The sequence below is a fragment of the Kitasatospora sp. NPDC088134 genome (assembly GCF_044741705.1).
In the GTDB taxonomy this organism is placed as follows: domain Bacteria; phylum Actinomycetota; class Actinomycetes; order Streptomycetales; family Streptomycetaceae; genus Kitasatospora.
Genome location: NZ_JBIUTD010000014.1, coordinates 83,117 through 96,892, shown reverse-complemented (window position 1 = coordinate 96,892; position 13,776 = coordinate 83,117). Strand labels below are relative to the sequence as shown.

Annotated in this window: 11 protein-coding genes; 6 read left to right on the top strand and 5 right to left on the bottom strand. The window is 73.2% G+C overall.

What is annotated here, in order from left to right:
- The first annotated feature begins 165 nt into the window (after positions 1 to 165).
- A complete protein-coding gene (locus ACIOHG_RS22215; RefSeq protein WP_400953241.1) occupies positions 166 to 2,655 on the top strand; it encodes a helicase-associated domain-containing protein in 2,490 nt (829 codons plus the stop codon).
- Positions 2,656 to 2,743: 88 nt separating this feature from the next.
- On the opposite strand, the gene ACIOHG_RS22210 is transcribed toward ACIOHG_RS22215, so the two are convergent.
- Positions 2,744 to 3,031: a hypothetical protein gene (locus ACIOHG_RS22210; protein WP_400953240.1), complete on the bottom strand. Its 288-nt coding sequence runs from the start codon at positions 3,029 to 3,031 to the stop codon at positions 2,744 to 2,746.
- A 179-nt stretch (positions 3,032 to 3,210) separates the two neighbouring features.
- Here ACIOHG_RS22210 and ACIOHG_RS22205 point away from each other — a divergent pair, with 179 nt between their 5' ends.
- Positions 3,211 to 4,812, top strand: coding sequence for a DUF2079 domain-containing protein (locus tag ACIOHG_RS22205; protein WP_400953239.1), 1,602 nt, complete (start codon positions 3,211 to 3,213; stop codon positions 4,810 to 4,812).
- 164 nt (positions 4,813 to 4,976) lie between these two features.
- On the opposite strand, the gene ACIOHG_RS22200 is transcribed toward ACIOHG_RS22205, so the two are convergent.
- Positions 4,977 to 5,711, bottom strand: coding sequence for a helix-turn-helix domain-containing protein (locus ACIOHG_RS22200; RefSeq protein ID WP_400953237.1), 735 nt, complete (start codon positions 5,709 to 5,711; stop codon positions 4,977 to 4,979).
- 161 nt (positions 5,712 to 5,872) lie between these two features.
- Here ACIOHG_RS22200 and ACIOHG_RS22195 point away from each other — a divergent pair, with 161 nt between their 5' ends.
- Both ACIOHG_RS22195 and ACIOHG_RS22190 read left to right on the top strand, forming a co-directional pair.
- Positions 5,873 to 6,235: a hypothetical protein gene (locus ACIOHG_RS22195; RefSeq protein WP_400953236.1), complete on the top strand. Its 363-nt coding sequence runs from the start codon at positions 5,873 to 5,875 to the stop codon at positions 6,233 to 6,235.
- On the top strand, positions 6,232 to 6,477 hold the full coding sequence (locus ACIOHG_RS22190; protein ID WP_400953235.1) for a hypothetical protein: 246 nt from the start codon (positions 6,232 to 6,234) through the stop codon (positions 6,475 to 6,477). The genes ACIOHG_RS22195 and ACIOHG_RS22190 overlap by 4 nt, the downstream gene beginning before the upstream one ends.
- A gap of 154 nt (positions 6,478 to 6,631) precedes the next feature.
- Here the strand turns inward: ACIOHG_RS22190 and ACIOHG_RS22185 are convergent, their stop codons facing one another.
- Positions 6,632 to 7,204 (bottom strand): recombinase family protein, encoded by a 573-nt coding sequence (locus ACIOHG_RS22185; protein ID WP_400953234.1) that lies wholly within the window; start codon positions 7,202 to 7,204, stop codon positions 6,632 to 6,634.
- A gap of 520 nt (positions 7,205 to 7,724) precedes the next feature.
- Positions 7,725 to 9,287: a recombinase family protein gene (locus ACIOHG_RS22180; protein WP_400953233.1), complete on the bottom strand. Its 1,563-nt coding sequence runs from the start codon at positions 9,285 to 9,287 to the stop codon at positions 7,725 to 7,727.
- 108 nt (positions 9,288 to 9,395) lie between these two features.
- Here ACIOHG_RS22180 and ACIOHG_RS22175 point away from each other — a divergent pair, with 108 nt between their 5' ends.
- The gene (locus ACIOHG_RS22175) at positions 9,396 to 11,024 is read left to right on the top strand and encodes a DNA repair helicase XPB (protein WP_400953232.1); all 1,629 of its coding nucleotides are present in this window, start codon (positions 9,396 to 9,398) and stop codon (positions 11,022 to 11,024) included.
- 21 nt (positions 11,025 to 11,045) lie between these two features.
- On the opposite strand, the gene ACIOHG_RS22170 is transcribed toward ACIOHG_RS22175, so the two are convergent.
- The gene (locus ACIOHG_RS22170; protein ID WP_400953231.1) at positions 11,046 to 11,201 is read right to left on the bottom strand and encodes a hypothetical protein; all 156 of its coding nucleotides are present in this window, start codon (positions 11,199 to 11,201) and stop codon (positions 11,046 to 11,048) included.
- A gap of 301 nt (positions 11,202 to 11,502) precedes the next feature.
- Here ACIOHG_RS22170 and ACIOHG_RS22165 point away from each other — a divergent pair, with 301 nt between their 5' ends.
- On the top strand, positions 11,503 to 13,620 hold the full coding sequence (locus ACIOHG_RS22165; protein ID WP_400953229.1) for a HelD family protein: 2,118 nt from the start codon (positions 11,503 to 11,505) through the stop codon (positions 13,618 to 13,620).
- Positions 13,621 to 13,776 lie beyond the last annotated feature (156 nt).

Below are 13,776 nucleotides of genomic sequence, written 5' to 3'. Positions count from 1 at the left end.
GCCGCGTCCCCCTTCGCCCCGTCCACCTCGCCGTCCCTCGGTCCGCCATCCCTTGGTCTGCCGGGCCTCCACCCCGCCGGCCCCGCCCGGGTCCGGGCTCCGGTTCGCGGGGAGTTCTTCCTCCGTTCTGGGCCTCGGTCGGGGGTGTTGACTAACCTGGACCGGATGACCGCACCGCAGAGCGCGCCGCGCGCCACCCGCGCCACCGCCCCACGCACCCTGGCCGAGGAACTCCGGGGCCGGGGCGACGAGGCCGTGGCCGCGCTGCTCCGGGCCCGTCCGGACCTGCTGAACCCGGTGCCGACCGACCTGGCCCAGCTGTCCGCGCGGCTCTCCGGCCGGGCCTCGGTGCTGCGGGCGCTGGAGCGGCTGGACCGTTTCACCCTGCAGGTCGCCGAGGCGCTGGCCGCCGCCCCCGAGGGCGCGTCCGAGAGCACGGTGCGCAACCTGCTGACCGGCCCGGCCCGGGTGAAGCCGCACCCGGGCGCGGAGCCCGTCGACCGGGCGGCCGTCGCGGCCGCGTTCCCGGCCGCGCTGGAGCGGCTGCGCGAGCAGGCCCTGCTCTGGGGTCCGGACTCCGGCCTGCGGCTGGTGCTGGCCGTCCGGGAGGCGCTGGCGCCGAGCGCCGTCAACCCGGGCCGGACGGGGCTGGGGCCGACGCTGGCCGAGGCCACCGTCGGGATGTCGCCCGCCCGGTTGCAGCAGCTGCTGGCGGGGGCCGGACTGCCGCCGACGCCCGACCCGGTGACCGGGATCGCCGCGCTGGCCGCGCTGCTGGGCGACCGCAAGCGGCTGGGCGCGCTGCTGGAGCAGGCCCCGCCGGCCGCGCTCGGCCTGCTGGAGCGCCTGGTGTGGGGCCCGCCGACCGGCACCGTCCCGGACGCGGCCCGGCAGGTCACCGCCGCGGAGGCGCACAGCCCGGTGGAGTGGCTGCTGGCCCGCGGCCTGCTGCTGCCGTCCAGCCCGACCTCGGTGGTGCTGCCCCGCGAGCTGGCCCTGCACCTGCGCGGCGGCCGCACCCACCGCGTCGTCGAGCCTGTCCCGCCCGCCGTCGGGCCGGTGACGGCGTACGACCCGGCGGTCGTGGACCGGACGGCCGCCGGGCAGGCCGCCACCGCCGTCCGGACGGTCGAGGAGCTGCTGGAGTCCTGGGGGCTGACCCCGCCGCCCACACTGCGGGCCGGCGGGCTGGGCGTGCGCGACCTGAAGCGGGCCGCGCTGCTGCTGGAGTGCACCGAGGCGGACGCCGCGTTCTGGCTCGAACTCGCCCACACCGCGGGCCTGTTGGCCCCGGACGGGGAGGCCGACGAGGTCTGGGCGCCGACCCCGGGCTACGACCAGTGGCTGCAGCAGGACACCGCCGAGCGCTGGACGGTGCTCGCCCGGGCCTGGCTGGCCGCCACCCGGGTCGGCCGGCTGACCGGCACCCCCGACGGCAAGGGCCGGCCCCGGGCCGCGCTCGGCCCCGAACTGGACCGCTCGCTCGCCCCGTCCGTCCGCCGCGCCGTCCTCGACCGCCTCGCCGAGCTGCCGCCGGGCACCGCCGCCGGTGCGGACGCCCTGCTCCCGGCGCTGCGCTGGCACCGTCCGCTGCGCGGCGGCCCGACCGGCGCCGACGGGCGCGAGCTGCGCGAGACGCTGACCGGCTGGACGCTGCACGAGGCCGAGCTGCTCGGCGTCACCGGCCGGGGCGCGCTCGCCGCCCCGGGCCGGGCGCTGCTCGCCGGCCAGGACCCGACGGCCGTCCTGGCGCCGCTGCTGCCGGAGCCGCTCGACCACGTGATCCTGCAGCCCGACCTGACGGCGATCGCGCCCGGCCCGCTGCTCACCCCGCTCGCCCAGGCGCTCGCGCTGGCCGCCGACATCGAGTCCAAGGGCGGCGCGACGGTCTACCGCTTCACCCCGGGCTCGGTCCGCCGCGCCCTGGATGCCGGGCGCACCGCCGCCGACCTGCAGTCCTTCCTGGCCCAGCACTCGCGCACGCCCGTCCCGCAGCCGCTGGCCTACCTGATCGACGACGTGGCCCGGCGGCACGGGGTGCTGCGGGTCGGCGCCGCCGCCTCCTACCTGCGCTGCGACGACCCGCAACTGCTCGGCGAGGTGCTGGCCGACCGGCGGGCCGCCGAGCTGCGGCTGCGGCTGCTCGCCCCGACCGTGCTGGCCGCGCAGGCCGGGCCGGAGACCCTGCTCGCGGTGCTGCGCACGATGGGCTACGCGCCCGCCGCGGAGTCCGCCGAGGGCGACGTGGTGATCACCCGGCCGGACAGCCGGCGGACCCCGCCGCGCAGCGCCCCCGTGCCCGTCCCGGACGGGCCCGCCCGGCCCGACGACGTGCTGCTGGCCGCGGCGGTCCGGGCCGTCCGGGCGGGCGACCGGGCCGCGACGGCGGTCCGGAAGGCCCCGATCGCCGGGCCGGCGGGCGCGGCCGTGCCGCGGACCGCCGCGGCGGACACCCTGGCAGCGCTGCAGACCGCCGTCCTGCTCGGCGAGCGGATGTGGATCGGCTACATCAACGCGGAGGGGCTCTCCTCGCAGCGGGTGATCGACCCGGTCAAGGTCGAGGGGGGCTTCGTCACCGCCTACGACCACCTCGCCGAGGAGGTCCGCACCTTCGCGCTGCACCGGATCACCGGCGTCGCCGAGGTCGACGAGTAGCCGGGCCGGAGCCGAAACCGACGGCCCCGGCCGGACGTGCGGAAGCCGCGCCGCGGGGAGTCGCCGCCCGCGGCGCGGTGCGCGGGGGCTACTTCGCGGCCTGCTGCTTCTTGGCGTCCTCTTCCGCCTTCTGCTTCTTCGCCTCGTCCACCAGCGACTTCGGGTCGGGCATCTTGGGCTCGACGCCGGTGAGCAGGCCGGTGGCGGTGAAGGCGACGGTGCCGAACAGGCCGCCGGGCTGGCCCATGTCGGCGACCTGGTCGAGGGCCATCGCCTCGGTGTCGGCGGCGTGGGCGGGGGCCGCGCCGAGCGTGGTGGCGAGGGCCGCGCCCGAGAGCGCGAGGCCGGCCAGGAATCGGTTGCGCTTGGTCGTCATGGCCTGCCCAACGAGCGGCGGGCCGCCGGGTCACTGGCGCGGGGGCCCGGATTCCGCTTGTGCGGATGCTCCGGAACCGGGGACGGCCACCGGCCGACGGTTAGACTGCGGAACGACCAAGGGTGGAAACCGCGCACCCGTACGGACAAGGGCCCCGGCCCCCGAGCAGGACCGACGCCGTGACCACTACCTCCGTTCCGCAGACCGCCACCGCCTCCGGGACGGCGGCCCGCACCGCGTCGGTCTCACGCACCACCCGCCTGCGCACCGTCCTGCTGATGCTGCTGACCTTCGCGGTCTGCCTGGCGCTCGGCCTCCAGCAGTGGACCTCGCTCCAGCTCGGCGGCTTCGACCTGGGCATCTTCGACCAGGGCGTGCGCGGCTACGCGCACTTCGGGCTGCCGGTGTCGACGCTGAAGAGCGTCCACCACGAGTTCCCGCCCGGCTTCTCGCTGCTCGGCGACCACTTCTCGCCGGTGCTGGCGCTGCTCGCCCCGCTGTACTGGATCTGGGACGACCCGCGGATGCTGCTGGTCGGGCAGGCGGCGCTGTACGCGGCGGGCGTCCCGCTGGTGCGCCGGATCGCCACCCGGGCGTTCGCCGGTGCCGACCAGCGGGTCCGCACCCGGGTCCGGGACGTCGCGGCGCTGGTGTACGGCCTGGGCTGGCCGCTGCTGGTCTCCTCCCGGGGCGGCTTCCACGAGGTCGGGTTCGCCGTCCCGCTGTTCCTGCTGCTGTTCGAGCGGGCGGGGGCGCGGCGCTGGGGCGGGGTGGCGGTCGCGGCGCTGCTGCTGTGCGCGACCAAGGAGGACGTCGGCCTGGCGGTGGGCGTGTTCGGCGCGGTGCTGCTGTGGCGCGAGCGCGGCGGCGCCGACCGGCGGGGCAAGCTGCTGGGCTGGGCGCTGCTGCTGGGCGGCCCGCTGGCGAGCGCGGTGGAGATCACCTGGCTGATCCCGGCGATGGGCGGCGTGCCCGGCTACTACTGGAACTACACGCAGCTCGGCGCGGACGGCGGCGAGGCGCTGCGGCACGTGCTGGGCAACCCGTGGCTGCTGGTGGAGTCGGCGTTCTCCAGCCCGCTCAAGCCGATGCTGCTGGGCTGGCTGGTCGTCACCACGGCCGCGCTGCCGCTGCGCTCGGCCACCGCCTTCGTCGCGCTGCCGCTGCTGGCCGAGCGCATTTTCTCCGACAACCCGAACCACTGGTCGGTCGCCCGGCACTACGACGCCTTCCTGTGGCCGATCCTGGTGACCGCCGCGATCGAGGCCCTCGGCGTGCTGTGGGCGAGCGGCCGGCACCGGCAGGCCCGCCGGCTGGGCACCGTCGCGGCCGCCCTCTCGCTCGCCGCGGCCACCGGGCTCGGCCTCTACCACCTGGCCGTCCCGTACGAGTGGCGGCCGAAGGCCCCGACGGCGGCGCTGGCCCGGGCGGCGAAGCTGATCCCGGACGGCGTCGGCGTCGAGGCCGACAACCAGATCGCGCCCCGCCTGACCAACCGCACCCACGTCCTGCTGGCCGACGGCACCCCGCGCGGCCAGGAGTACGTGCTCCTCCGCTACACCCAGCGCGCCTTCCCGTTCCAGCGCGACCCCGAGCAGGCCGAGTACCGCGCCCTGCTCCTCGCCCACGGCTACCAGGAGCTCTTCGACCAGGACGGCGTCACCCTGCTCCACCGCACCGGCACCGCCCCCGTCCCAGGCACCCACCTCCCCGGCCCCGACTCCACCCCGTACGTCGAGGTCATCCCCCCGGACGTCGGCCACAACTTCTTCCTCGGCTGACGGGCCCCACCGCGCGCCGCGCCGATGCGGCACACTGGAGGTTTGGCCCGCGCGGAAGGGGATGCACAGGCGTGGACGGACCGCTGATCGTGCAAGCGATCAAGCCTGATCCGCATAGTAGCGGCTGATCTGCTGTCAGTACGGCTGTCCGGCCCGGCCGCCCGTCAGGCCGGCGAAACGGGCGTGCCCCGCCCCCAGAGTTCTTCGGCGTGGTCGGTGAACCGGGACCACATGCCGTCCTTCTCCTGCCCGCGCAGGTGCATCAATGGGGAGTCGTGGCCCACCAGCCGGGCCAGGTGCGGCGTGACTAAGGCATCACGGTCAAACCGGAACACCGACAGGCTGACGTGGTTCATGGCGTCCTGCGGGGCCGAGAAGCGGGCTTCCAGGCCCTCCAGGGGGCCGAGGCGGGCCAGGTGCTCCAGGGTGATCCTGATGCGCGTGGAGACCGTCAGAGCCACATCCTCGATCGCTTCCCGCTGCCGGGTCACCTCACCGTCGGGGTCGCCGAGCAGGAACCGCACGCGGCAGCCCGCTTCGGTCTTCCGGCGCAGGTTCTCGACCAGGTTCGGCTGTTCCAGCCACAGGAAGTAGTTGGTGTAACCGGCGAAGTAGAGATCCGCCCTGGCGTCCTTGATCAGGTCGCCCCACACGGTGGACGGGCAGGAGGACCGGTACGGGTAGCTGCGAATGATCTCCCGATCCGGGCCGGTCTTGAGCGCGTCCCGGACGGCCTTCGGCCACAGCATCGTTGCGTCAACTCCCAGCGCCTCGGCGGCATCCTCGCGGTTGCGGGCGTGGGGGATCAGTCGGCTGTCGGACAGCCACCGTTCGACGGTCTTGCCCGACACCCCAACCCGGCCCGCCAACTGACGTGGTGAAAGTCCGGCAGCGGACATAGCCGATCGTAAGGCAGCGTTCAAGGCTTCCCCCAGGGACGTTTGGACCTTTTCCGAACTTACTGCCACGACAGCCCAACCGTGCTGTGTACGTGCCGGTTTCGTCCGAGAGCGCACGCCAGTGTGAGGCCGTAACCCCGATCGGACGGAGGAGCTGCCCCATGTCGGCAACGCCCTATGAGAGGTACAGAGTCGTGCCCGCGTCGGCAGAACCCGACGCACCTGTGGTCGACCTCTGGGGCCTGGCCGACTGCACTGACGCCGACAGCCGCGTGACCGGTCCCGACGGCGGGCCAATGCTGTTCCGGTTCTTCGGCGATGCGGCGAGGTGGGCCGATGAGCATTCCGAGAAGTGGCGCCCGAACGAGGGCACTTGTGCCTTCGACACGCGTTCCGGGCAGCAGGTCCGGGTGATGGCGGTGCACGCCTGCGGAGTGTTTGTCCGACGCCTGAGGGACGGGCGGGAGAGCGTCACCACACTGAGGGAACTGTCCCTACCGGAGCATGCGGCGGAGGAACGATGATGGAGGCGCCCCGCCGAGCCTGGGAGGCGGCGTCGCGGTTGGCGTCGCTGACGGGAGAGGAGGTACGGGTGTCGCGGGTGGCCGAAGGGGTCAGGATCAAGCTCCCCGTGCGCTCCGACGACGGCGACGTGGACCGTCTTCAAGTGCTTGCCGTCCTTGAGAAGTCCGACCAGTACGGGCACCGGAGATTCGCTGACGGCAGCGAGCACCTGTGGGCCGTCTACTGGCCGGAGCATCTCTGACCGGGCATCCAAGAACGGCGTCGCACCCAGGGTGTACGGCGAGCCGGGATCGCGGAGCGGCAACATGCCGAACTTCCGCAGCGCCCTGCCCGGACATGGGGAGAGCCGCCCACCCGCAACAGGTGGACGGACCTTGGACGTTGATGTGATCCGGCTACTCCCCGAGGCGGCGGTACAGGGTCGCGCGGCTCACACCGAGCGCCTTGGCGATGGCCGTGACGCTCTCTCCGTTCGCCTGGCGGGCACGGGCAGCGGCGAGCCTGTCGGCGTCCAGCACGTTCGGCCGACCACCCGTGCGCCCCTGCGCCCTGGCGGCATCCAGGCCGGCCCGGGTGCGGTCCTTGATCAGGCTCCGTTCGAACTCTGCCATCGCGCCCACCACTTGGAGTATCAGGCGGCCGTTGGGGGTGTTCGGGTCGATGCTCGCCAACGCACCCGTCAGCACCTTGAAACCGATGCCCCGGGCCGACAGCGTGTCCACCATCGTCACCAGGTCGATCAGCGAACGGGCGAAGCGGTCCAGCTTCCACACACACAGGGTGTCGCCGGGGCGCAGGTAGTCCAGGACAGCGGCAAGCTCCGGCCGGGCGGTGTTCTTCCCGCTGGCCTTGTCCGTGAAGATCCGTGCGCAGCCCGCTTCGGTCAGCGCGTCGTGCTGGGGTTGTGCCTCCTGGTCGTCGGTGGAGACGCGCGCGTAGCCGATCAGGTGTCCCGTGTTCTTCGCCATGCCCCACCCGTCTCATAACTCGCCTCATAACATCAAGGGGTTTCGATGGGTTTTGAGACGGGTTTTGAACGCTTGAGCGCCCCCTCCGGAGCATGTTCGCCACCCGTCTCACAAACCATCGTTTCCGAGACGCCCCGGCCAGGTGACCTTCCGTCACCGGCCCGCCGGAACAGCCCAATGGGCCATCCGAGAGTTTTCCCTCCCTGCCGCGCCACCCCAGCCAAGAGGGGAGTCACCCCCCTGGGTGCCAGCACAGGAGGGTGGTGACGGGTGACGCTGGAGACACGAAAATCGGTTTCTCCCATACGTACGCGCCTATAGAAGAACCTGATTTCTTCGTCTCCTGCGTCACCCGTCACCACCCCGGACGCCAGTGGGCGCCCGCTCCGCCCTCAACGCCGCTTCAGGCCCCCGCCGGGATGGGACAACAAAGGCCAGGAACCGGTCGCCGCCTGCGGGCGCGAAGAAGCCCCGCCCGAACCTGAGTGGCCGTACGGGGCTCGGCTGGCTACCGCACCGGCTACGAGCCCGTACTACCCGCCTGCTCTTCCGCCTCCGCCTGCCTGATCACGGCCTCCACGTCCTTGCCCTCCGCGTCGACCCGCCTGACCCGCCCGTCCGTGCCGAACCGGACCGCCAGCCGTGAGGCGTCGAAAGCGGGGCCGCTCTTCGTCGCGGGCGAGACCTCCACGAACGCGCCCGCGTGCAGCAGCAGGTCCCGCTTGCCTGCCGTGTCGGCCGCCTTCCAGTGCTGGCCGAAGGTCCGGCCGGTGGGGACCTCGACCACGCCGCCGGGCTTGGCGGTGCGCTGCTTCTCCTTCAGCGAGGCGACGCGGTCTTCGAGCTTGGCGTACTGCGCGGCGTAGCGGTCGGCGCCGTCGTCGCCCTTGAACAGGCCCCGGTCGTAGCGGTCCTTCTCCAGGTCGGACAGCGCTTCCTGGGCCTGCCTGATCTGCGGGCGGAAGTCCTCCCCGGCCTGCTCGACCACGCGCACCACGGGCAGCCTGCCGAAAGACTCCAGGAAGCGGGCCTCCACGTGGTTCTCCATCGACTCCCCGGCGATGCTCACGCCGTAGCAGTCGATCCGCTCGCCGCCCTGCCGCTTCTTCAGCCGGCCGATGCAGCGGTACCGGAGCCGTCCGCCCGCCACGTAGGTGTACATCCGGAAGCCGCACAGCGCGCAGTGGACGATGCCCCGGAGCAGCGACGTGCCTTCGCGCCGACGGTCGCCGGGGTTGCTGCGGCGGTCCAGTTCGTCCTGGAGGGCCTGCCAGGTGTCGATGTCCAGGATCGGCGTCCGGTTGACCAGCGGCAGGCCGTCCGTGCGCAGGATGGGCTTGCCGTCCTCGATGACCTGGCCGAGCAGTTGCGGGTTGGTGAGCAGGCTCCGCAGCGTGGTCGTGTACCACTTCTTCGAATCGCTGCGCTTGCCGGTGGTCTGCCGCGACGTGTGGCCGGGCGAGGGGACGCCGGCCTTGCTCAGGTCGGCGGCGACCGTCATCAGGGAGTCCTTGGCGAGGACGCGCTCCACGATGCCGCGAACCGTCTCGGCCTCCTCCGGGTTGACCTCCAGCACCTTGCCCGCGCCGTCCGGGTTCGGGGCCACCCGGTAGCCGTAGGGGACGCGTCCGCCGGTGTAGCGGCCCTCGCGCCGCAGGTGTTCGTGGGCACTGGAGACGCGCATGCCGATGGTGTCGGACTCCAGCTCGGCGAAGACCGCGATCACCTTCGCCATGGCGCGGCCCATGGAGGTGGTCAGGTCCAGTGGTTCGGTCGCGGACGCGAGCGCGACGTCGGCGGTCTCGGTGATCCGCATGATCTCGGCGAAGTCCACGGTGGAGCGGGCCAGCCGGTCGATCTTGAAGAATACGACGACGTCCAGTTCGGTTAGCCTCGACAGAACCCGCTGGAGTCCGGGCCGTTCGAGCCCGCGCGAGAAGCCCGAGACGTCGATGTCCTCTTCGACGGCGACGACGGTCCAGCCCCGGGCCTGGCAGAGCGCTTCACAGGCGGCGCGCTGCCGCTCGGGAGACGTCGTTTCCTCTGTCTCGCGCGATAGGCGAACATAGATGGCTGCGCGCAATCCGGTGGTACCGGCCGGAACGCCCTTCGGGCGACGGGCACGGGGCATGGCCCGGACAGCGGCAGATGTGGCGTCGGTCACTCGGCGATCCTATACGTGGAGGTATGCGTGTCCTGCTTGATCGTGCAGAGCGACAAGACGCTGCTGTTGGAGATCGACCACCCGCGGGCGGCGGAGTGCCGGCGGGTGATCGCGCCGTTCGCCGAGCTGGAGCGGGCGCCGGAGCACATCCACACCTACCGGGTGACGCCGCTGGGGCTGTGGAACGCCCGGGCGGCGGGGCACGACGCGGAGCAGGTGGTGGACGCGCTGGTGACGTACTCGCGCTACCCGGTGCCGCACGCCCTGCTGGTGGACGTCGCCGACACCATGGCGCGGTACGGGCGGCTGCAGTTGCAGAAGCACCCGGTGCACGGCCTGGTGCTGTCCACCACCGACCGGCCGGTGCTGGAGGAGGTGCTGCGCTCGAAGAAGATCGCCCCGCTGGTGGGCGCCCGGGTCGACCCGGACACCGTGGTGGTGCACCCCTCGGAGCGCGGCCAGATCAAGCAGGTGCTGCTGAAGCTGGGCTGGCCCGCCGAGGACCACGCGGGCTACGTGGACGGCGAGGCGCACCCGATCGACCTGCGGGAGGACGGCTGGCAGCTGCGCCCGTACCAGCGGCACGCGGTGGACGGGTTCTGGCACGGCGGCTCCGGCGTGGTGGTGCTGCCCTGCGGCGCCGGCAAGACGCTGGTGGGCGCGGCGGCGATGGCGGAGGCCAAGTCGACCACGCTGATCCTGGTGACCAACACCGTCTCGGCCCGGCAGTGGAAGCACGAGCTGGTGAAGCGGACCTCGCTGACCGAGGACGAGATCGGCGAGTACAGCGGCACCCGCAAGGAGATCCGCCCGGTCACCATCGCCACCTACCAGGTGATGACGACCAAGCGGAAGGGCGTGTACGCGCACCTGGAGCTGTTCGACGCCCGCAACTGGGGCCTGGTGGTCTACGACGAGGTGCACCTGCTGCCCGCGCCGGTGTTCAAGTTCACCGCGGACCTGCAGGCCCGCCGCCGACTCGGCCTGACCGCGACGCTGGTGCGCGAGGACGGCCGGGAGGGCGACGTGTTCTCGCTGATCGGCCCGAAGCGGTTCGACGCCCCGTGGAAGGAGATCGAGGCGCAGGGCTACATCGCGCCCGCCGACTGCTGCGAGGTCCGGGTGACGCTGACCGACTCGGAGCGGCTGGCGTACGCGACCGCCGAGCCGGAGGAGAAGTACCGGTTCTGCTCGACCACGGCGAGCAAGCGCCGGGTGGTGGAGCGGCTGGTGCAGAAGCACAAGGGCGACCAGACCCTGGTGATCGGCCAGTACATCGACCAGCTCGACGAGCTGGGCGAGGCGCTGGACGCCCCGGTGATCAAGGGCGAGACCTCGAACGCGCAGCGGGAGAAGCTGTTCGAGGCGTTCCGCTCGAAGGAGATCGGCGTGCTGGTGGTCTCGAAGGTCGCCAACTTCTCGATCGACCTGCCGGAGGCCACCGTGGCGATCCAGGTCTCGGGCACCTTCGGCTCCCGGCAGGAGGAGGCGCAGCGGCTGGGCCGGGTGCTGCGCCCGAAGGCGGACGGGCACGCGGCGCACTTCTACTCGGTGGTCGCCCGGGACACCGTCGACCAGGACTTCGCGGCGCACCGCCAGCGCTTCCTGGCCGAGCAGGGCTACGCCTACCGGATCGTCGACGCCGACGACCTGTAGGGGTCTCGGAGGGGCCTTCGGCTAGAGCCGGACGCCGTCGCGCCCGAGGAAGAGCACGCGCGCGGCGGTGTCCAGCACGATGCCGACGTTGCGGACGGCGTTGGCCACCGGGTGCCGGCGGCGTTCGTTGGCGGGCGAGGCGCCCCTGGCCTGCGGGTTCACTCGTTCGGTCGTCATGTCTCCACGGTAGGTTCACAACCCGGCCGGGGGAATCGGCCGAAAGGCCCGCCCGTCCGGCCCCGGGGTCGTCCTCGCGGCGTACGGGCCCCCTACCCCGGTACGGGGTGATCCCGGAGGGGAAATCGATTCGCTCCCGGCGGACGGCGGGTCTAGGATCGTCCGTCTGCCCCTCCCGAACCGTGGTGCCGCGTCGGCAGCCGTGGGAGGTGCCGGCCGCTCGGAAACCGGCCGGTGTCCTTCACCGTGAGCCAAGACGAGTCCGCCGCCCGTGGATGCCGGGCGGCCGGGAAGGTCCGCCGTGCACTCCCCCACTCCCACCGACACCACCGCTGCCGGGAACGCCGCCACCGCCGGGAGCACCGCCGCGCCCGCCGACGCCGATCCGCTGGGCCGCGAGCGCTCCCACCTCGCCGCGTCCCGGGCCGCCCTGAAGGCGATGCGCGCGGACGTCGAGGCGCTCGACCTGAGCGACGTCACCGGCACCTGGGTCTCCGCCCTGGTGCTGCAGAAGCAGATCGACGAGCGGATCAAGGCGCTCGCCGACCTCGCGCACACCCCACTGTTCTTCGGACGGCTCGACTACCTGCACGCGATCAGCGAGGCGGCCTCCGAGGGCAGCGGCGGCGAGCGCTTCTACATCGGCCGCCGGCACGTCCACGACGCCGGCGGCGACCCGATGGTGATCGACTGGCGCGCCCCGGTCTCCCAGCCGTTCTACCGGGCCTCCCGCAAGGACCCGATGGATGTCGCCAAGCGCCGCCGGTTCGGTTACACCGGCGGCGAGTTGACGGCCTACGAGGACGAGAACCTGTCCGACCCGGACGAGGCCGACACCCGGTCGGCGCTGCTCGCCGCGGAGATCGAGAAGCCCCGCGTCGGCCCGATGCGCGACATCGTCGCCACCATCCAGCCCGAGCAGGACGAGATCGTCCGGGCCGACATCTCCGGCACCGTCTGTGTCCAGGGTGCCCCCGGCACCGGGAAGACCGCCGTCGGCCTGCACCGGGTCGCCTACCTGCTGTACGCGCACCGCGACCGGCTGGCCCGGACCGGCACCCTGGTGGTCGGCCCGAACCGCTCCTTCCTGCACTACATCGAGCAAGTGCTGCCCGCCCTCGGCGAGTTGGACGTCGCCCAGGCCACCGTGCAGGAACTGGTCGGCCACGTCGAGGTGCGCGGCACCGACGCCGCGGACACCGCCCGGATCAAGGGCGACGCCCGGATGGCCGAGGTCCTGCGCAACGCCGTCCGGGCCGGGATCACGCTGCCCACCGAGCCCTGCGTGGTGGTCCGCGGCTCCCGCCGCTGGCGCGTCCCCGCCTACGAACTCGAGGAGATCGTCCGGGAGTTGACGGACCGGGAGATCCGCTACGGGGCCGCCATGGAGGCGCTGCCGCAGCGGATCGCGCACGCCGTCCTGGTCAAGATGGAGCAGGGCGGCGAGGCCCCCGACGACCGGGTCCAGGACGCGGTGGCCCGGAACGCCGCGGTGAAGGCCGTGGTCAAGGCGTGCTGGCCCGCCGTCGACCCGGTCAAGCTGGTGCACCGGCTGCTCACCGACGCCGCGTTCCTGGCCGCCGCCGCGGACGGCGTGCTCACCGCCGCGGAGCAGGCCCTGCTGCGCTGGGAGAAGGCCCCGCGCTCGGTCCGCACCGCGCCCTGGTCCGCCGCCGACGCCGTGCTGATCGACGAGGCCGCCGACCTGGTGCACCGCACCCCCTCGCTCGGCCACGTGGTGGTCGACGAGGCCCAGGACCTCTCCCCCATGCAGTACCGGGCCGTCGGCCGCCGCTGCACCACCGGCTCGGCGACCGTCCTCGGCGACCTCGCCCAGGGCACCACCCCCTGGGCGACCGGCAGTTGGGAGGAGGCCCTGCACCACCTCGGCAAGGCCGGCGCCCACGTCGAGGAGCTCACCACCGGCTTCCGGGTCCCCGACGAGGTGATCGGCTACGCCTCCCGGCTGCTCCCCGCCATCGCCCCGGGGCTGGCCCCCGCCACCTCGGTCCGCGAGGCCCCCGGCTCGCTCGTCCTGCGCCACGTCCCCGGCGGCGCCGAGGAGTTGGACGCCGCCGTCCTCGACGCCTGCCGCGCGGCCCTCGGCCACGAGGGCTCCGTCGGCCTGATCGCCGCGGACGCCCGCATCCCCGCCCTCGCCGCGGCCCTGGACGCCGCCGGCCTGCCCTTCCTCGACCCCGGCACCGAGACCACCGCCGAGGCCCGCCTCACCCTGGTCCCGGCCTCCCTCGCCAAGGGCCTTGAGTACGACTACGTGGTCCTGGACGAACCCGCCGCGATCGTCACCGGCGAACCCGACCACCGCACCGGCCTGCGCCGGCTCTACGTCTCCCTCACCCGCGCGGTCTCCGGCCTGACGGTCCTGCACGCGGAGTCGCTGCCCGAGGAACTGGCGTAACGCCGAGAACCGCTGCACCGACGGATGCGGCACCAGGGGCGCGGGGAACCGCGCGGCCGGGCGAGCACGCACCGCGAGATCGCTCCGCCGGACGGGGATTGCCCTGTCCTGCGATCTTCCCGGCGCGCTCCTCCGCTGCGCGCAGTTCCCCGCGCC